This window comes from Aetokthonos hydrillicola CCALA 1050 (assembly GCF_017591665.1).
Taxonomy (GTDB): Bacteria; Cyanobacteriota; Cyanobacteriia; order Cyanobacteriales; family Nostocaceae; genus Aetokthonos; species Aetokthonos hydrillicola.
Genome location: NZ_JAAKGC010000009.1, coordinates 109,711 through 128,873, shown reverse-complemented (window position 1 = coordinate 128,873; position 19,163 = coordinate 109,711). Strand labels below are relative to the sequence as shown.

General features: G+C 41.4%; 18 protein-coding genes and 1 pseudogene. 4 read left to right on the top strand and 15 right to left on the bottom strand.

The window, feature by feature from the left end; translation table 11 throughout:
* Nucleotides 1–511 precede the first annotated feature (511 nt).
* Both G4P69_RS39030 and G4P69_RS07070 read right to left on the bottom strand, forming a co-directional pair.
* Nucleotides 512–2,590, bottom strand: a complete 2,079-nt coding sequence (locus G4P69_RS39030; RefSeq protein ID WP_243902117.1) for a relaxase/mobilization nuclease domain-containing protein — start codon at nucleotides 2,588–2,590, stop codon at nucleotides 512–514.
* 27 nt (nucleotides 2,591–2,617) lie between these two features.
* Entirely contained in the window at nucleotides 2,618–3,019 is a 402-nt protein-coding gene (locus tag G4P69_RS07070; RefSeq protein ID WP_208339067.1) for a plasmid mobilization protein, read from the bottom strand.
* Between the two features lie 442 nt (nucleotides 3,020–3,461).
* On the opposite strand from G4P69_RS07070, the gene G4P69_RS07065 reads away from it, so the two are divergent.
* Together G4P69_RS07065 and G4P69_RS07060 are read left to right on the top strand one after the other, a co-directional pair.
* A complete protein-coding gene (locus tag G4P69_RS07065; protein WP_208348887.1) occupies nucleotides 3,462–3,992 on the top strand; it encodes a hypothetical protein in 531 nt (176 codons plus the stop codon).
* Nucleotides 3,993–4,063: 71 nt separating this feature from the next.
* Nucleotides 4,064–5,314: a ParM/StbA family protein gene (locus G4P69_RS07060; protein ID WP_208339069.1), complete on the top strand. Its 1,251-nt coding sequence runs from the start codon at nucleotides 4,064–4,066 to the stop codon at nucleotides 5,312–5,314.
* Nucleotides 5,315–5,405: 91 nt separating this feature from the next.
* Here G4P69_RS07060 and psbA read toward each other — a convergent pair whose 3' ends face one another.
* Together psbA and G4P69_RS07050 are read right to left on the bottom strand one after the other, a co-directional pair.
* Nucleotides 5,406–6,488 (bottom strand): photosystem II q(b) protein, encoded by a 1,083-nt coding sequence (gene psbA, locus G4P69_RS07055; RefSeq protein ID WP_208339070.1) that lies wholly within the window; start codon nucleotides 6,486–6,488, stop codon nucleotides 5,406–5,408.
* A gap of 308 nt (nucleotides 6,489–6,796) precedes the next feature.
* Nucleotides 6,797–7,384 carry a cation transporter gene (locus G4P69_RS07050; protein WP_208339071.1) on the bottom strand — a complete coding sequence of 196 codons (588 nt, stop codon included), beginning with the start codon at nucleotides 7,382–7,384 and terminating at the stop codon, nucleotides 6,797–6,799.
* Between the two features lie 476 nt (nucleotides 7,385–7,860).
* Here G4P69_RS07050 and G4P69_RS07045 point away from each other — a divergent pair, with 476 nt between their 5' ends.
* On the top strand, nucleotides 7,861–10,065 hold the full coding sequence (locus G4P69_RS07045) for a pentapeptide repeat-containing protein (RefSeq protein ID WP_208339072.1): 2,205 nt from the start codon (nucleotides 7,861–7,863) through the stop codon (nucleotides 10,063–10,065).
* 177 nt (nucleotides 10,066–10,242) lie between these two features.
* Here G4P69_RS07045 and G4P69_RS07040 read toward each other — a convergent pair.
* The 3 genes and pseudogenes from G4P69_RS07040 to tnpA form a co-directional block, all read right to left on the bottom strand.
* Nucleotides 10,243–10,560 (bottom strand): annotated as a pseudogene (locus tag G4P69_RS07040) (cation diffusion facilitator family transporter); the annotation flags it as partial.
* Nucleotides 10,561–10,762: 202 nt separating this feature from the next.
* On the bottom strand, nucleotides 10,763–10,945 hold the full coding sequence (locus G4P69_RS07035) for a hypothetical protein (protein ID WP_208339074.1): 183 nt from the start codon (nucleotides 10,943–10,945) through the stop codon (nucleotides 10,763–10,765).
* A 34-nt stretch (nucleotides 10,946–10,979) separates the two neighbouring features.
* A complete protein-coding gene (gene tnpA, locus G4P69_RS40410; protein WP_208339075.1) occupies nucleotides 10,980–11,258 on the bottom strand; it encodes an IS200/IS605 family transposase in 279 nt (92 codons plus the stop codon).
* A gap of 141 nt (nucleotides 11,259–11,399) precedes the next feature.
* Between tnpA and G4P69_RS07025 the strand changes: the two genes are divergently transcribed.
* On the top strand, nucleotides 11,400–12,773 hold the full coding sequence (locus G4P69_RS07025; protein ID WP_208339076.1) for an RNA-guided endonuclease InsQ/TnpB family protein: 1,374 nt from the start codon (nucleotides 11,400–11,402) through the stop codon (nucleotides 12,771–12,773).
* A 176-nt stretch (nucleotides 12,774–12,949) separates the two neighbouring features.
* On the opposite strand, the gene G4P69_RS39885 is transcribed toward G4P69_RS07025, so the two are convergent.
* The 8 genes from G4P69_RS39885 to holA form a co-directional block, all read right to left on the bottom strand.
* Nucleotides 12,950–13,075, bottom strand: a complete 126-nt coding sequence (locus G4P69_RS39885; protein ID WP_279605107.1) for a hypothetical protein — start codon at nucleotides 13,073–13,075, stop codon at nucleotides 12,950–12,952.
* 99 nt (nucleotides 13,076–13,174) lie between these two features.
* On the bottom strand, nucleotides 13,175–13,618 hold the full coding sequence (locus tag G4P69_RS07020; protein ID WP_208339077.1) for a hypothetical protein: 444 nt from the start codon (nucleotides 13,616–13,618) through the stop codon (nucleotides 13,175–13,177).
* A 105-nt stretch (nucleotides 13,619–13,723) separates the two neighbouring features.
* Complete coding sequence (gene ssb, locus G4P69_RS07015) at nucleotides 13,724–14,113, bottom strand: single-stranded DNA-binding protein (protein ID WP_208339078.1); 390 nt, start codon at nucleotides 14,111–14,113, stop codon at nucleotides 13,724–13,726.
* 177 nt (nucleotides 14,114–14,290) lie between these two features.
* The gene (locus G4P69_RS07010) at nucleotides 14,291–14,788 is read right to left on the bottom strand and encodes a hypothetical protein (RefSeq protein ID WP_243902118.1); all 498 of its coding nucleotides are present in this window, start codon (nucleotides 14,786–14,788) and stop codon (nucleotides 14,291–14,293) included.
* 251 nt (nucleotides 14,789–15,039) lie between these two features.
* Complete coding sequence (locus G4P69_RS07005; protein ID WP_208339079.1) at nucleotides 15,040–15,963, bottom strand: hypothetical protein; 924 nt, start codon at nucleotides 15,961–15,963, stop codon at nucleotides 15,040–15,042.
* 138 nt (nucleotides 15,964–16,101) lie between these two features.
* The gene (locus G4P69_RS07000) at nucleotides 16,102–17,007 is read right to left on the bottom strand and encodes a hypothetical protein (protein ID WP_208339080.1); all 906 of its coding nucleotides are present in this window, start codon (nucleotides 17,005–17,007) and stop codon (nucleotides 16,102–16,104) included.
* A 171-nt stretch (nucleotides 17,008–17,178) separates the two neighbouring features.
* Nucleotides 17,179–18,165 carry a DNA polymerase III subunit delta' gene (locus tag G4P69_RS06995; protein ID WP_208339081.1) on the bottom strand — a complete coding sequence of 329 codons (987 nt, stop codon included), beginning with the start codon at nucleotides 18,163–18,165 and terminating at the stop codon, nucleotides 17,179–17,181.
* Nucleotides 18,166–18,194: 29 nt separating this feature from the next.
* Entirely contained in the window at nucleotides 18,195–19,160 is a 966-nt protein-coding gene (holA, locus tag G4P69_RS06990) for a DNA polymerase III subunit delta (protein WP_208339082.1), read from the bottom strand.
* Nucleotides 19,161–19,163 lie beyond the last annotated feature (3 nt).

Below are 19,163 nucleotides of genomic sequence, written 5' to 3'. Positions count from 1 at the left end.
TGACGATTTCGAGAACTCTATAAAGAGCAGACTTCTTTACCGTCTTTTGTGAAATACACTAACGTTAGTGTAAATTATAGTGCGCTACTGTAGACAATTGCACGATAAAAACTTTGCTTTAATATATTCAGGGTTTCAAGCACTCTTAGCTATCAGGTGTATTTCCCTTGCCCTATAAGGGTTTAAGCCTTATTTCTTCCTAAAAAATGTTTAAGTCCCATTACTACAAGCCTGATAGAGTATCTTGGGATGTGGAATGTAGAATCAACAAATAAGCCATAGCGAAATTTGTTTAGAGAACTATCAAGTTTTGGGGTATAAATAGGGGCTATAAGTACCCCAAAGTTTCGCGAGGCTTTATAGGTCAAATTAACCCATATATGGAGTATACTTGGGTGTTCTTTAGGGTATATAAAACCCATTGAATTGGTGTACCCCAAATGACCCCTGTGACCTCTAAGAGTGAACCCCTCAAAAAAGATTTTCTGTGCCGGGTTTGATAATTGGGTAACTAATCTAGTTCTGTTCTCTGATGTTGATGAGCCTGCTGACTTTGCTGCAAATTTTCGCTTTTAAGTATTGCTAGTAGCTCGTCGAATCTTTCACAATCTTCCTGAGTACAGTCTTCAAATGATCCTGCTTCTGATGAAGACAAAGGAATACAAGCAATCTGCTTCCCAGTTTTTCTCATTAGCTGAAGGGTTTCTCCAACAAGCTGCAGGTCATAGTGTTTGCCATTAATTTGTTTGGGTTGTCCTAGGTGCTGCCACAATAGTCGAATAGTCGTCCCAATTTTGTTAGCATACTCCTGTTCAATTGCTTCCAATGGTGCAACCGCTTTGTGAACAAATTGGTCAAAAGTATTCTCGTTGGCTGCGTCCTTCTTTAAAGAGCAGTCATTAGTCCCTGAGTCATCACTAGCATTATCAATGGTTAAGGTAATATTACTCTTCGCTGGAAGAGTATCACTTTCTGCTGTAATGCTCTTTTCAACGGCAACGTTAGTCTCAATTGTTATAGCTTCGTCTCTATCCTGTGATGCGATCGCCACTGGTAGTTCATCCTCTGTCCTCATTCCCAGTAGCAGCATTGCTTGCTGTGTTCTCCTAGCTTCCTGCTCCTTAGTTTGACGATAGCGTCTCAATCGGTCGATATAGCTGTCATCAATAGCACGTCCCTCTGTGCCATAATGCATAAGAGTTTCAATCAACCTATTGTCCCATTCTGGGTTATAGTCAACACTTAGGTGTTTCTGTAATCCCCCAAAGCTGTACTGTTTACCCAAGTTGCTACCAGCAGTGGAAATATCATCTAGCTTATAGAAAATCTCTTTGGGTGACCCCCGACTGCTAAACTCCACCTCTATCCCCACACCAGTTGAGTACAACTTGGCAATTAACTCTGGCATTGAGGGATAGTCTGCTGCTGCTGTATTAATTGAAAGCTTCAGTTTTTCTTTGATGCTGGGTGAAGCAACAGAGTATTTTGTAGATCGTTTCACCTCTGGTTCATCTAGTGGCAGATCCTCTAAGTCTCCACCAACTACAGGCGACACGAGTACTAACTGCTCCGTAGTTGATGGTTCCACTTCTACTATTGGCATCTCCAATTGCTCTTTAGCTGGTAATGTTTCTTCTACCAATTGGTTATTCTGTGGTACTTTGACAGCTAATTCAACCAATTCTCCAGCAGCAGCTTTTCTGATTGCAGCCAAATCACGTTCTGGATCATAGGAGATGCCCCGTTTTTTCTGAAGACCAGGAAAGCTGTATGCTGATCCTAATTTGTTGCCTGCTACTTTTACTCCATTTATTTCAAAAGCGATCGCTTCTTTGAACAACCCCCTCGTGCTGAACTGGGGGTGAATCACAACACCCTGCTGCTGAAGTCTGGCAATTAACTCGGTGACAGTGGGTTTATCTTGGGTTACTTGATCAATGATCTCAGCCAGTAGTTGAGTCACAGGTGGTTTGCCAGAAGAATGGTGTTTCTGCTTTTGGGTTTGGGCGCGACGATCACTAACTGTTGTTTCAATTCCATATTTCTCCTTAACTGTAGTAGCAACCCTATCACTGCTACAGGGGGAAGCTTCCAACCCATATTCCTTCTCCAATTGGCGCATCACTACCTCACTGCGGCGGTAGTCCCAGGAGTCGGGTACAACCGAAGAGTCCATGCGAATACGAGAAGCAATTATGTGGATGTGTTCGTGCTCAGTGTCGTGGTGACGGGCAATTACGTACTGGCTTTTGTGAAAACCCTCCCCCAGGAATTTCATTTCCTTCATCCAGCGCTGGGCAATTTCTGCGTACTGTTCATCCTCTAAATGCTCGTGGTACTCACCTTTCTCATGGGATGCATCGCGGTGGGGGATAGAAAGAATAACGTGAGCACAGGCACGTTGGAGATTGGGTCGCATTCTTCTGGCTGCCCCAAATTCTTTGGCTAGCTGTCTGGGTGTAGTGCCACCCATGTTACTGTCGATAATGGTGGCTTTCTCCTTTCCCAGCACATAGTCCAGGGTGGAACGGAAACTTTGGTTTTTGAACTGCTTGCCAATCAAAGGAACTATTCCAAATTTACTAGACAAATGGAGTCATAGGCGATCCCCTGAAAATTAAGGGGACTGTTCTTGATCGTCATCTGGTACACCACACTCCAGTAGTTGCATTTGTGTTTCCCTGATGGATGTATACAGAGATTCCACTAAGTTTTGCAGTTGCTCGACATTAATATTTACGTCTTGTCCAGACTTTGCTGCTCTGTTGGCTGCTTTAGCTATCTGATTAAGATTCACCCCAATTGCATTCAGTTCTTCGTACAATTTCCAATTTAACTGCGGGGGTGGCGGAGGTTCTACAACACGACGGCGTAGTGCAGCACGACGAATGAATTCCCCAATACTCACCCTTGCTTCATACGCCTTCTTCTTCAACTGCTCGTACTCATCAGCAGCAAAGCGAACTGGATGCGTAATCTTTCTTGCAACTCCATCAGACCTCTTAGTCTTTGTTGGCATGACAAACAAGTTGTTGTGCTAGCTAGCTGTTCCTCGCCCTCCGCAGGAGCCAGCCGTCGCCGTCGCCCCGTACCACAGGGGCGGTATACGCGTACAGCGTATACAGGCGACATGGCTGGCGTCTCACCACCACTGTCGTGTGGCACTATGCGTTGGGTCTATGCTAGCAGGAGGCGCAAACCTTTGTGTAGTGAGGGTTATACGGATATGGACATAAAGGAATGATGAGGAATAGAGGGAGATTACAAATAGCGTAAAAAATCGTAAAAAAGCGTAAGTTCTTCCAAACACTATAGTGACACAGAGCCAAATTTATAGACATAAAAAAGAGAAAAAGCCGTAGAAAGGCGTAAAAAAGCGTTGAAAGTGCGGAAGACACCGAAAAACTTCTTCAGTAATAATTTTGTATAGAGAATAACTTTAATAGTGCTGAGAAGAAAAAGTGACGAAGACGAATAAGACTCGCAACGCAATAGATTTTCCTAAAATGACACGCAGTCTTAATACGTGGAAAGGGAAAATGTTCCAGTATTTATTGGAGAACCATCGTTCAGGGAGAAGTGGGACTGAGATAGTCGAAGATGCAGCTAGTGCATTTTGGATGCCAATGGTGATGAAAAAGCATGGTGTTTCAGGGGAAGAGTTAGAGGAAGCAGGGTTGTGGGCGATAGAGCAGTTGTTGGGGAGAGTAGGGACAATCATGGCGATATGCGGGATCAAAAAATTGCCTCCATCTCTACTTCTTTCTCTAGGTGCCACGTCTGTACCTATGGCATCAGGCGAAACTACAACTACACTAACACCCACACCTGCTGCGATACCTATAGACACAGCTAAGGTTGTAGCAAACGCATCTTCTGACACAGAGAAAGGAAATCAGGGAGAAGAGAGTGATTGGAACAGTGATGGGGAAGAGGAATCTGCTGAATTAGAGGTAGAGGAAGATACTCTCTGGAACAGTATGACTTTATGAATTTTCCAAACTGACTACTGATGAGAGAGTGAAACCTTGGAAATAAAAAATAAAGAGTATAAAAACAAACGATGGTAAAAGTTAAGTACAAAGCTATTTCCAGTCCAGATTTAGTGGTCACGATTGATTTGGGAGCAAGCCTTACCAAAGTTATAGCAATGCAGTACCCAAAGGGAGAGCCTACGGTACTATGCATGGAGCCAGAGGTAGCGGATGTTTCTTTAGAGTCTTTGAAGGAATGTGAGATTGATGGAAAACCAGCTAATGGGTGTTGGATAGGATTACCAAATGGAGAAAACTACGCAATTGGCTTTTTGGCAAGATACAAATTTGGTGGCAATTCATTATTGAAGGAGCTCAAGTACGATGTAGCAGTGCCGAAGATATGTGGTTTATTGTGGGTGCTCAAGGAGAAGTGGAAACTTCCAAATAAGTTGGGTATTGCTTTGGCTGTATTGTTGCCACCGTCTGAGGGAAGCGATCGCTCTCTGTTAGAGACAAAGCTAAAGGAAGCCCTTAGCAATTTTAGTACCCCTACTGGTACTATGCAGGTCAAGTTGATTCTATTTGATGCAATGACCGAAGGTGCTGGAATACTCTTTAATCGCCGGAGAGTGTTGGGGGAAGAATTCAAAAATCGTACTGTTGCGGTTGCCATGATAGGTTATCGTAACGCCAGTCTCTCTGTAGTTGCAAGGGGAGTACTCAGCCCAGGAGTGTCAAGCGACTTTGGTATGGCGTGGATGATAGATGCCTTTGTGCGTCGGTGTAGTGGACTGTCTAAGGAAGATCCAAGGATAGTACAGGCATTGGTGGAGGCTGGGGATGAATGCAGTTCTGAAATGTTAGCCAAACTTTCTCGCAAGCGCAAACCAGAAGAGATAGCAGAGGATGCTACAACTATTGCAGAGTCAGCCCTGCGTTCTCGTGATGATTACGCAAGGGCTTTGATTCGATGGTTGTCCCAGCAGTTATCTGCTGATGTGGATGAAATTATCTTCTGTGGCGGCACTGCGGAGTACTTAAGGAAGGAACTACAGGAACATTTTGCTAATAGAACTTTGATATGGAATGGTGGTGTGGAGATTTCACCGGATTTGGACACTTTGGGAATGGGCAATCGTATTGCTGATGTATTGGGACTGCATCATGCATTTGTTGAGCGAGTGAGCAAATTAATAAAACAGGATAATGGATCTGTTACAGCCAACGCTTCCTCTTCTGCCACGCCTAGTACGGTATTTTCTTCCTTAGAGGATAACATTGTGCGCTCTAAAACGACTAGACCCAAAGGATTTTTGGAAATGCCAGATAAGCTGTAATATCAAGTTGCCTAAGATAGTTTACACCGAAGACCAAAAGCGCCCCCCGTTTAGGAGAGCGCTCTTGATTTTTACTATTTGTCGTTAATGATTAACCGTTGATAGCAGGAGCGCTTAGTGCAACGGGAGCAACTTCACCAGCAGCTAAGTCTAGAGGGAAGTTGTGAGCGTTACGCTCGTGCATTACTTCCATACCTAAGTTAGCGCGGTTGAGGATGTCAGCCCAGGTTCCGATTACGCGACCTTGTGAGTCGATTACGGATTGGTTGAAGTTGAAACCGTTGAGGTTGAACGCCATTGTGCTGATACCTAGTGCGGTGAACCAGATACCAACTACTGGCCATGCTGCTAAGAAGAAGTGCAAGCTACGGCTGTTGTTGAAGGACGCATATTGGAAGATTAGGCGACCGAAGTAACCGTGTGCTGCTACGATGTTGTAGGTTTCTTCTTCTTGTCCAAACTTGTATCCGTAGTTCTGAGACTCGATTTCAGTTGTTTCACGAACTAAGGAAGAGGTTACCAAGGAACCGTGCATTGCACTGAACAGTGAACCACCGAATACACCTGCTACACCTAATTGGTGGAAGGGGTGCATGAGAATGTTATGCTCAGCTTGGAACACTAACATGAAGTTGAATGTTCCAGAAATACCCAAAGGCATACCATCAGAGAATGAACCTTGTCCGATTGGGTAGATTAAGAATACTGCGGTTGCAGCAGCAACAGGTGCTGAGTATGCTACGCAGATCCAAGGACGCATTCCTAAGCGGTAGGACAATTCCCACTCACGACCCATGTAGCAGAATACACCAATCAAGAAGTGGAACACTACCAACTGGTAAGGACCACCGTTGTACAACCACTCATCTAGAGAAGCTGCTTCCCAAATTGGGTAGAAGTGTAAACCAATAGCGTTGGAAGAAGGTACTACTGCACCAGAGATGATGTTGTTTCCGTACATTAAGGAACCTGCTACAGGTTCACGGATTCCATCGATGTCTACTGGAGGTGCGGCGATGAAAGCGATTACGAAGCAGGTGGTTGCAGCTAGCAGGGTGGGAACCATCAATACACCGAACCAACCTACATAGAGGCGATTTTCAGTGCTGGTTACCCAGTTGCAGAACTGCTCCCATACGTTTGCACTACGAGTGCGCTGTAGGGTTGCTGTCATGGTTTTATGATTGCGATGATGTTTTATGAATCAGGCGTTTTGTTTGCCTGTAACTTTACTTTACAAATATTTACTTTCTTTTACAATACTTCGTGATTGAGTAAAACTTATAGAGGTTATTAGCTTTAGTTATTTGACATTCTTCCCGCGTGTAGAAGGGGTACAAGTATCATTGGAACAGAAAACCGGGTTAAGCTTAAAAGTCTTATCCTGTCGGTGGAACGATAATATTGCCGTTTGGCGGGCTTATAATTCCAATTTGTTTTGCCAAGAACCACTTTATCCTTTAATTCCGGCCATCTTTTCCTTTAAGTTACACTCTCAATCCAAGCATGCCAACCCTCCTTAAAGCCGTAGAAGACGATAACCAATCCAGCAACTGGATCAGCCCACCACAAACCAAAAAAAGTATTCAAAAGTAAGCCAACAAGCACAGAGCCAGCAAGATAAGCATCCACTACAGTGACACGGGCTTCAGTCAAAAGTACAGGGTTGTCAAGCTTTCTCCCCGTGTGAGCCTTGCCAACTGCTAAAGCCAGCATGACCACAAATGTTGCAACTAACCACCCAATACCAACAGAAGACTGCTGGGGACGGGCTTGAGCCAACAATGTAGTCACCGACTGAATCAATACGTAAGTTGCTAGTACAAAGAATGCCGTTCCAATTAAGCGCAATCCTTGCTGTTCGCGCTTCTGATTAACCCCGGTTAATTGCCAGATTACTACTGTTGAGGCACCAATCTCAACCAGGGAGTCAAGCCCAAATCCCACTAAGGCGATGGAGTTTGCTTGCAGTCCTGACTTCATAACAATGCAAGTACCGACAACGTTCCACCCTAAAGTCAGGTATTCGAGTAGTAAACCTCGACGTAGAAGCTTTTGTGTAGTTTGCATGTGTACTTCCCTTATATTTTCAAGAATTTAGGACTAGCCCTTTCAAGGTGACAATGAAGAAATGTTGTTTCAGTGCTACGAGCTTGAATCCTCCGCTCAGATTTTGGGCTTTTTGAATGTTCAAAAGCCTGCTTTATCGTGCCACCAAATTTTAACTCGGCGCAAATTTTCACAATTTTCGGTGTTTCTAGCCTTTACAGGTGGTGGAAAAGTTTCTCAGAAGTTAAGGTAATTATATAGAATAATCCCCTATAATCCCTGTATATAACTTGACAGTATCTGCTAAGATCTGCGAAGCGCCGTAACAACAACGCTTTGTTGAAACCGACACCTCATTAATCTCCCGAAGGCGATTAGCCTAAGGAGCATTGCAACTAAATTTATACGTCAAATTCATAAACTAAGTTTTTTGTCAATTTAGTTTTGTTAATTTTAGATGTGTTTGCCCTGTTTCAGCCTTCATAATCCAACTTCTTATGGCTCAAAACTATTCCGACCAGGATCTACAAAATCAGAACTTTGAAAGACAGAATCTAAGGGGAGCCGACTTCAGTAGAGCAGATCTCCGAGGGGCAAATTTTTCTCGAGCAAAACTTTTTAATGCTAATTTCAGTGATGCTAAGCTCCAAGGAGCAAACTTCAGCCACGCGTATCTTCGAGAAGCAAAATTTACTGGCGCTTCAGATAACACTATTTCATCAGATAATGTTACTTATGTTGACGGGGATATTGCACTACCCTGTGTAAATTTCAAGAATGCTAAAATCCAAGGAACTGATTTTACTGGTGCTACATTAATTCGGGCAAACTTTGAAAAAACCCAATCTGGATTGAAGATGACTCATACAATTTGGGTCATTTTTGTAACAATATTTTTCTGTATCTTATCAAGTTTTACATCAACGATCATTAGCTCATTTGCAATATACTATTTCTTCCTTACTCTTCGTCAAAAACCTTCATCTGTGGTTCTACTACTTAGCTGGTTTTGCTCACTCACTCTAATCATTGCAATACGTACATTTCTTCTAGGAAATTTAGCAATTTCTGTTCATACAATTTCAGGAATTGCATTAATTGTTATCACGACTGCATCTGCATACGCGGTGAAAGTTTCTATTGATGATACCAAAACTGATACTGGCTACATCATTTGGACTGTCATAGCACTTTTGGCTCTTCTAATAGTGTTTCTGTTCACATCTAGTCTAAAAGGTTGGGAAGAGCTTTTGCTGAAATGGATTCCAAATTTGGCAAGGTATGTCAAAGGGTTAGGAACGGCAACTGAGGGCGGCACATGGATAGCAGGAATATTTGGAGCCGCTATTGGAGGTGGTCTAGGCTGGCACTTTTCTAAATTAGCCCTCATAGGAGATAAGAGATTTAGTTGGCTCTGGAAAATGTATGTTGAATTCGCTGTTTCTGGTGGCACTACATTTAATGGCTCTGATTTAACAGATGCCAACTTTACTGCGGCATCTGTTAGAAGTGCGAACTTTAAAGCATTTAAGTCTATTAAAAGAGTTCGCTGGTATAAGGTAAGACACTTTGAATATTGTTGTCTAGAAGGCGGCTATATTGCACTTCCAAAAATTCAGCAGTTGGTTATGAGTCAGGAAGTTGGACGGCTCAACTCAGAGGATTTAAACTTTGACGGTTTAGATCTTGAGGGGATTAATTTAGAATCAGCAAACCTATCATCAGCCAGTTTTGTTGGAACAAACTTAAACGAAGCAAATTTGCGTGGGGCAAATTTGTCTGAGGCGAACTTGACACAAACAAAGCTTGATGGTGCAGATCTTAGAGAGTCAACTCTAACTGGCGCGTGTATACTGAATTGGACAATTACTTCAAAAACAAAACTTAATAAGGTGAAGTGTGAATATGTGTTTTTAGCAGAGCGTGCTGATTCAAAATCCGGCATTAGGGAAAGACATCCTCATGCTCCCAACAAAATATTTGAACCTGGAGAGTTTGAAAAACGGTACACAGAAAATGTTGAAACACTCCAGCTTCGGATACGTAACTCAGATAATCGACAGGCTTTGACTGCTGCTTTTTGGGATTTAATTCAGAAAAATCCTGACATTACACCTGATAATTTACAGGGTTTCGATAAGATTAGCGGCGGTGTTGTGGTTAAAATTAGAGTCTCACAAGAGACTGATAAAGGAACTGTAGAACAGGAATTTGACCAGACCTATGAAGCAGAGTTATCACAAGTTATGCAAGGAGGTCATCAAAATGCTGAATTACAGCGTCTTATCGGACTTCTTGAAATTGATAATAATCAACCTCAACTTATTGAGTTCATTGTGAAACTAATTGAAATTGGAGCAAAAATGAGAAGTATTAATACAGGCGGTGGTAATTATTATGAATCTATTAATACACATGGGGGTGACTATATCCAGGGAGATTACATTAATATGAGCCAAGATTTAGCTCACGCTGCGGCTCAGATTCAAGACTTGATTGAAAATTTACAAAGGAGAGGTGTAAATGTTGACGTTGCTCAGGAGGAGGTGGCGAGAGATATAGCGACTCAAGCTCAGAACGACCCAACAATTAAAGATAAATTGGTGAGATGGGGTCAGTCATTGGGGGATGCAACAGTAAGCGATGTAGTTAAGGGTGCAGTTAAGCTTGCTATCCGTTCAGCGGGGATCCCCCTGCCATAAGAATTATGAGTGTTTCTCATTTCGCTAGAAATTGATCAAGTTCGCGAGCGATCGCAACCTCTTGTAAGGTATGCACCTATTTTTCTAGCAAGATTGTAAACAAATAGTAGTACACTTCAAATTTTTAGATTTACGAGAGTGGGGAGGTGCGATCGCCCTTCAGAGAAAGCAGCGTTACGCGATCGCCCCCATCGTTAGCAGAAGAATAAGCGCGTTGATCAACGCTACCAAGATGGAGGAGCGGCGCAACCCATAGGTATAGCGTTGTGTTGGTGGGCGGCGGGCAAGGAAACTGGCCGCCCAAGCCAGCAACAATCCTAATACATCACCCAAATTGTGACCGGCATCGGCAATAAGGGCAACAGAGTGTCCTAGGTAGCCATAGACGGCTTCAACAATCACAAATCCCATATTTAAGAGAGTGCCAATGACAAAAGCGCGGTTATAGTTACCTGTTGGATGCTCGTGATGACCATGACTATGGTTATGAGACATTGCTTAACCTCGGAGAGTTTTTGTTCTGAAAAGTCGCATTCCATTCGCTGTAACGAGCAAAGAAGTTCCTGAGTTTGAATATGGCTACTACATGGACCAGTGTCAAGTATGTATGGTGTACGTAGTCAAAGGTACACAGCCCCCAAAGGATGAAGAAATAGGGGTAGGACTACCCCTAATATATGAGTTGCGTCATGCCGTGCTAGCAAGCTGTAGGGAAACCCTGTTGATTTATTTCTCTTTTTAGCCAAGCGATCCCTTTTTTATCTGAGTCAAAAACAAGTTGTGAGGGATCTAGTTGAGCTAACTTGTTAACAGAATTTACAACTTCTTGTCTCGTCCAACCTCGGCGCATGTGAATTTCGATTAACTTAGATAGTCCCATTTCTTCATAATTTGTTTTGAAGAAAACTCCTACACTAAGAGCTACTCAAAAATACATCTTTCCGATAAAATTGATTAAGGTGTTTCGCAAATTCTTTTCTCAAATACCGGCTCGTAAATGACTTGACGTTATTTATGAACTTGGGTAAATCAGTTTGTGAAGTGTATCTAAATAGTACATAGATATGATCACTTTCACCATTAAACTCTATTACTTCACAATCCCATTTTGAGAGCAGTTCTTTGAGAATACTTGCTAATCTAGCTAGCATTTCATTTGTAAAAGCTTTGCGTCCATACTTAGTTACTAACACGCTTCTGTGCCTTTAGTTCTGAGAGTCCTCTGGCACGTGATAAATATTCATCTGTCACGGTTGACACATGTTCGGAGGTTGGCGATACTATAAAACTATATTAAAGAGTAAACTGATAGTCAACGAGGAGGTGAGATAAGGATGAGGGTGAGCTACCAGTACCGGATTAAGCCTAACAATGAACAAAAGAATAAGCTTAACCATGTGAGAAGATTATGTCAATATCTTTATAACAGAATGCTGGCAGATAAATTGAATTGGTGGGAAAACAACCGTTGTTCGATAAATAGCTGTTCAATCATCTCTTGTCCACTTCCAGAACTTAGAGATAATCCTAACTACAATACTCATCAAGACTTACTACCTTTTCTTAAAGAGGACTTAATTCTAGTTGAGTGGTCGGGAGAGTTATTAGACGTTAGTGATATTTATTCTCAAGTTTTGCAGGACACTGTTAAACGTGTTCATAAAGCTTTTGATCGTTATATAAAAGGAGATAAAAACGGAAAACGTGGTGGTAAACCGAGATTCAAGTCATCTGGGAGTTTCAAATCTTTTACTTACCCTCAAGCTTTGGATAGTTGGATACAAGGAAGGTTTATCAAGCTTCCCAAGATAGACGAGATAGAGATTATCCTCCATCGTTCACTACCAGAAGGATTTACAATTAAAACTTGTATAGTTTCAAAGAAAGCGGATGGCTGGTACATAACGCTGTCTTTAGAAGACAAGACAGTGCCTCATAGTCCATTACAAGAAATTATTCCAACTGCTAAAAATTCAAGTGGTTTGGATGCAGTATTAGATGGAAGCGCTTTTGTAGCTACTTCTGAAGGTGAATTATTCCCATCAGTAAAAGCATTTCGCAAAAACCAAGATAAATTAGCAAAAATATCTAAAAAGAAATCAACGAAGAAAAAGGGGTCTGCTAAAAGACGCAAGTTGGCGAAGAAAGAAGCCAAACTTCATCAAAAAATAGCTCGTTCTCGCAAAGACCATCATTTCAAAACTAGTCATAGGTTGGCAAGAACAAATAAAAAAGTATTTTTTGTAGAAGACTTAGACTTAAAGAATCTCACCAAGCGCAACAAAGCGAGACTTGATGAAAATGGTAAGTTTCTACCAAATCATCAATCTCAAAAAAGCGGGTTAAACAAAAGTTTTTTAGATGCTGGGTTCGGTCAGTTTGTTGACATCCTTTCTTACATAGCCGAGAAAGCTGGGGGACAGGTTATCAGGGTAAAACCAAACTACACGAGCCAAATTTGTTGCAATTGTGATACCTATGTACCGAAAGAATTATCAGATAGGATTCATGATTGTAAAGCGTGTGATGTTGGCTGTATAAACCGTGATATCAACGCGGCAGTCAACATAAAACGAGTTGGATTGGGAGTTTTTCCAACTATAAAAAGCCGGAGGGGGAAATTGATCATAGTATCCTCGGATTCTACGAGTACCCTCAAGGAAATTCGGGAATCAACCCGAAGCCTACATCATACTGCTTGCACTTGATGTAGGTACTTCACTGACATAGTAGATAGCGCCCCCTATTACTACAGTACCAGTGACCGCACACGAAGGGATGTCCTTACATGGAGCGGCTTGCTCGGTCTGAGCAGTGGCTTTTAGGGTAAGACACGGATGAATCAATAGCGTTAGAGCTAAAATTGCAGTAACTTTACCTTGCATTAATTTCTCCTCATCGTTCCTGTGTATGGTGAGTTTCGGTTATGGCTGACTCCAGCACGGCGTGGTGGTAAATAAAGCAACCATTTCAAAGAGTCACAAGCTTTGATATGTAAAACTTTTGACATTTAAGTTCCGCGTAGCGGCACCAACTAACTGAGAAGCGAAGGCTGGGTAGTTCGCCGGTGTGGCTCAATCCCAGCCCTATAGCTAGAAGCATTCAGGAATTAGAACGGAATCTTGGAAGTATCTGTAGTGTTTAGATAACCGTTGTTAGCTGAAGAAGCTGTTGCAGCACCAACTAGTTGTTTGGTATTTTCTTGGGGTACTGGTAGGATAGGATCGTTGGTAGTGCTAACAGAAGAAATGTTTGCAGAAGTAGTAGGAATGAAGTTGCGAATGACTAAGGTACACGATTTATTTTTATATCCTTTGCCACTATCTTTTACTTCAATATCTAAATAGCCAATAGCCACTCCGTTGCTGCTAGTCTGTGCTTCCGCAATGGATAGTGCTGCTGCACCCTTTGCTCTATAAGCAATGCTATCTTCCACGATTCCATCTTTAGAGTAGTGAGAGAATATGCACTCTCCATAGGTTATCTTGACTCCTTGCCCATCGTGAGTTTCGTTGATAGATTGTATTTTGAGGGTGAATGTGGCATTAATCATAGATTATTTTATCTCCAAAGTTTTTTGTGATTGCGCCTAGCGCGCCAAAATATCAACAAATCGCACTGACAACTGGCGAGATGGCAGTGGAATGTGTTGTTTTAATTAAAAATTCGCGTTGAGTATCTGGTTTTGTTGGTCGCTATTGGATTCAATTTCTTCGCTGCTTCGGGAGGAACTAATCAGTTCCAAGTTGTTTACACGAATTAAGGGTTTTTCTCTAAGTTCTTCTGTGTTTTTGTCAATCCATTTGTCGAGTACTAACTCGCCGGTGATACCAATAGTTGACCCCTTTTTCACGTACTGGGTTGCGACTTCTGCAATGTTGCCCCATGCCTCTAAGTCAAACCAGAGTGGGGTATCTGATTTGTAGGGTGGTTTAATGGCTAGTGTTAGAGTGCATTTGACTGCACCAGACTCGAAATACCTAGTTTCAGGGTTTTGTCCTACCCTGCCTACAAGTTCGATTTTATTAACGTAAACTTGTTGTGTCATATCCTTGATTATTGTACTTTTCTATATAAGAATGCGCGTAGCGCTTTTTTATCTGCGTTTTCCCATCTAAGAATGCAATGTGCAACTTCTAAATTGGGTTAAATTGGTGTCAAAAAAAGATAAACCTAAGAAAAGACTTAGGTTTATTTTGGAGTTGGAGAATATCACTAAGTGGCTTCAGTTGAGTTGGTTCTTTTCGACCATACCATGCAATTTTTCAACTAGTTTCTCAGAATTCATTTTGGTACGCCCCTTGATTTTGTGTAGTGCTGCTAGTTCTTGCAGTTTCTTTACTGGCAATGCCTTGAGTTCTTCCACAGTCGCTATTTCCAAAGGCTGGCTGGCTTCACCTTCTATAGCGGGTTCTAAAGTACTACTCGGCATATCAGGTGAATCATTACTGAATAAGATCGCCTTGTTATTTATTTGGTTTTCTTCATCTGCTATAGCTTTACCACTTGCTGAATTGGCGTAACCCAAAATTTGCTCTACAGTCGCGATTGTAGGTTCTTTCAACATAGTAATTCTATGGATATTTCCTACTTTCCTTACTGAAATTTTGGCACCAGCTGTGCGAAGTCTCTTTGCTAAATCATTAAGTACAACAAACTCTACATCAAGCTGACGGTATTGGTTTATTATGGCGCTCATAGTTTTTTCTGTAGATTTACTCATACACAAGAGCGCCTCAGCGCGAATAGATTTTTCTGTTATCCTACCCAGGTAGGATTTACACAGCAGGCTATGATTGTTACTCTCTAATTGTGCGATCGCCAATTCTTAGGGGCAATGGATTTGGGATAATAGTTATTGTTCTAAAGCCAATCCTTTAGTTCAAATGCAAAATCCAAAATTACCCCATGTCGCGCATATAGGGGATTGAACCAAAAAATACTTTCGATATCTAAAACTATGAGCTTGTATCCTTAATTAAATAATTCAAAATTATTCCTTAACTTTTGAATTTTGTATTTTGAATCCAAAAAATTCTCAAATAATTCGTTATCATTTCCATAATTCTCCAAAATCATATCCGCAAATTCCTTTCTTAGACTAGGTAGATTTCGGAACAGTTTTTCAATTGGGTAAATAAATAAAGCCTGTTGCCTACTGTAGTACCACACTAGTTGTCTAATGCTGTACATATCATCTGTATCTAGTAGACAATAGCTGATTTGTTGGTATAGATTCTCTAAGGTAAATGGTTGAGACTTGGCACTTGTTCGCACGTCAATTAATACGTTACTACAGATAATTTGAGCATCGGCTCCACCTATGCAATTACTTAAGGAGAAGGTGGCATTAGAAATGATTCTACCATTGATACCATTGGCACAAGATTGCCAAGTGTTAGGTATAGTTTTGATGATAGCTGCTGCATCTGTAATTGATGGTTGCCACTTCTCAAAAAACTCTTTGTCTAGGTGAAACAGTTTTTCGCCTTTGATGAATGGTTGAAGCATTGGATGATTTGAAATGCCCATTCTACCTGTTCCTTCTAGGACGGCTAGCAGTAAGCACAAAAATGCTTCTTCTTCAGGTACATTAGTGTACATTGCGCATTTTTCCAAGAGTGGTACAACATTTAGTTTTTTTGCGCCTACATTTGCTATAGTCTTGTATATCCAGTTAGCGTCATTGGCTGTTTGGGATAGATATTTTCTAACTGCATAGCATACAGCATTTCCTACCAATGCAAAGTCTGTGCCTTCAAGTGGTCTGATAATTGGTTGGCGACACATTAAATTATTGTGGTTTGAAACCAGCTTAATGATGGCATTATTTAATTTCCCGTTGAACCATTTTCTTAAAGGTGAGTTTTGGTTTCTTAATTCTGATGTGAGACTCATAATTTGTGTTGTAAATTTTAAATGAAAAATCTGCCAATTATTTTTGGCAGATTGTGATTGGTAACCGTATTTTGGTTAATTTCTGCTGGCAGTTAGCGTTTTAATTTCTCTTTACCAGAGTTCGATATAGTTTTGAACTCATCTTCTTTTTTGAAGAATTGCATTTTTCTGAGCAATCATAAGTTGATTAAGGTTGTGAATAGCTCGTCCTTTATTGTTTTGGTTAGAGCCGTATCTGCGTGTATCAATTCCTGCTTTTCTTAAAGTGAAACAGCATAAGCAGTTGCATAAATATACAGTAGAAATCTCCCCTGATTTGACTACTTTGTGTTTGATGAGCTTTTCTCCTTCAGCGAGAAAGAAGGAGCCTCCAGAGAAAGCCTCTTTAAAGTGACTGGCACCATCGAAACTAGTAACCCCTAATTGATGGAAAGCTTTAGCGTATGCTGGCGCTGACAATCCAAAGATATGAATCCAAATCTTTTCTGGCAGTTTTTGTAATTCCTCAACTATGGTTCGGATTATATGAATATTGTGATTTTTGTTAGAGGCAGAGGCAACTAATCCTCCTATACCCAGCGCTTTATATCCCAAATTATATAATTCAACCCCTCTTTTCAACCTTTCCTCCACAGTCAAACCATGTATGACTGCCATTGGTAGCCTGCCCTCTAGTTCAGCAGTTAATTCAATAAACTTAGCCGCACTTTCATAGTTGAATCTCCGACGCTGGTTGATATTGTTTCCTAAAAATAGTGAGTCTGGGGCTACTATAATATCTCCAGGTCTACTACGTTCCTTGTACTCACGAATTGCCCACTTTGGGGTAGCAAGATTTCCTCGGATTTTCGGAATATCTAAATAACGATATGAGTATGCACCACAGTCCCATAAGATAAGAGCATTTGGAATTAATGATTGTTTGAAAGCTAGAGAACACAACCAACCACTTGGTTGGTACTCTAAAAGCTCCCATATTCCTATCTTTCTTCCATATAGTTTTAAATATTCTGTCTTGCCAATTACAGCTAAATATTTTGTCATAATATTTAATTATTTTTACCGATATTTATAAACTAAAATGTTTCCTAGCAATAAAAATAGATTTTGATATTGATTCTAGTGTAATATTCCAAATTTAAAATAAGAAATAACCATCAATTCTTGTGAATAAAATTGAAGAATTGATGATATTATATGAATTTGAGATAGCTGTTAAGAATTTTGTAAAAGAAGTACTTCCCATACTAGCCTGGGAGAAGCATTAAGTAATGCAACTTTTGCTTCTTCTAATTTCGATAACCAATTATCACCGTGTTGATGCTTCCAGCTATGTTGGAGGTAGCTAAGTAACCACAGTTGTTGGTCGAACTCCAGCATTGCTTCGATTTCTTTGGCTATTTTCAGTGCATCCAGAAGACTGGTAAAAGGTGTTGCTAGCTGTTCTAGCAGTGATTGGGGAATCGATTTGAGGTAGTTGTAGTGAGAGATTGCTTGCCCAGGACTACCAGCAGCCATCATCCTCACTATAGGATTACTGAGAATGTGTTCTTGCCCCAACCTTTTCATAACTATAGTGATTTCAGCACTACTTAATCTCTGGAAAGGAATTGGTTGACAACGGCTTGTGATTGTGGCTAGTAAGCGTTGGGGATGATCCGAGAGGAGTATGATGGTGCCAGTGTTGGTTTCTTCCAAAGTTTTAAGCAGCGCATTGGCACTACCAAGTTGTATCTTCTCAGCACTCTCTATAACCACAGCTTTTTTGGGAGTTAAGAGGGCTGAGGTGGAGAGAAATTGAGTGATTTCTCGAACTTGTTCAATTCTAATAAGGGATGGAGACTTCCAGTGTACTCCATCAGCAACAGCTTCACTTTCCTTCAACAGTTGCCCCTGATGCAGATAAGTTGGCTCTATCCACAGCACATCGGGGTGGTTAATAATGTTGTGGATGTCAAAAGCCTGACTCAGAAAGCATTTGGTAGCTAGAGATTTTCCCACGCCCTTTGGTCCAGCAAATAAGTAGGCAGGAGCTATACGCTGTTTGGCGATCGCTCCTAATAAAAGAGACACTGCCAAGTTTTGTCCCTCTATGCTTGAGAATTCTGCAGTGCTCTCAACTGGTTCCACTACTGCTGTAGTACTAGAAGTTGTGTTGGCTTGTTCTGGAAGTTCTTGTGTAAGTAGATTTAGCTGATTCATGTTTCTTTAATGTAGTTGGTCAATTGGTACTAGAAACAGAGTTTGATAATTTGAGTAGTTAGTGCCAACTTTTCATTGCTGCCGCTTTTGAGCATCAACTCAAGTTCTAATAGCACCTTGAGAGCGTTCTGTAACTTAGCTACAGAAATAGTGGCTACTTCTTGCCGGAGGAAGTAGAGTCGCTTTGGGTTTTTTAGTTCTGCAAATTGGGCGATCGCGCCATCGTCTTTAGACCCAGTAATAACCATCAGTTTGACTATTAGCCAAGTACGGAAGGCAGTAGTCAGGGTAGCAACAATCCTTAAAGCAGGCTCATTGCACTTAGTTAAGTTTTCAACCAATTCCAACGCCTGAGAAACATTGCCCAAACGAATAGCATTGGCTAGTTGCAAACTATTGGCTGCACTTGCTGACACCAACTGTCTCACCATATCTGCATTCACAGTCTCACCACGAGCATAGGTTTTGAGCTTTTCTAGCTCAGTGAATGTCAGTCGTGTGTTGTTGCCCGTCGATTCGACTAATACCCTGTAGGCATCCGAGGTAAGGTTTATGCCTACCTCAAGAGCCAGGGTACGTGCCTGTTGCATTAATGCGTCCGTCTGCCACTGAGAAATTAGGGAGAACTCTTTTACCTGTGCCTGCTCTAGCAGTAGCTTAACTGATTTGTTTCTGCTATCAGGTTTGTTGGTACTAGTGATAAGCAGTGTGTTTGTCTGAGGAATGTTGGGTAGAATGCGCTCTAACTGCAGTAGAAGTTCTTTGGGGCAAGCCCCTAGCAGTGTACTATTGGGCAAATAAACTAGCCTTCCCCCATTCCCCACGGGTGCTGTCATGATATCTGATAGTGCTTGGAGAATGCTAAGAGAGGATTCTGGTGGATAATGGCTGTAGTTAAAGCTCTCCCAGTTTCGATCCAATACTTGTGTTCGCAATTGTTGAATTGCGCGCTGCATAAGGAACTCGTTCTCTCCCCAGTACAAATGTATTGACATAGT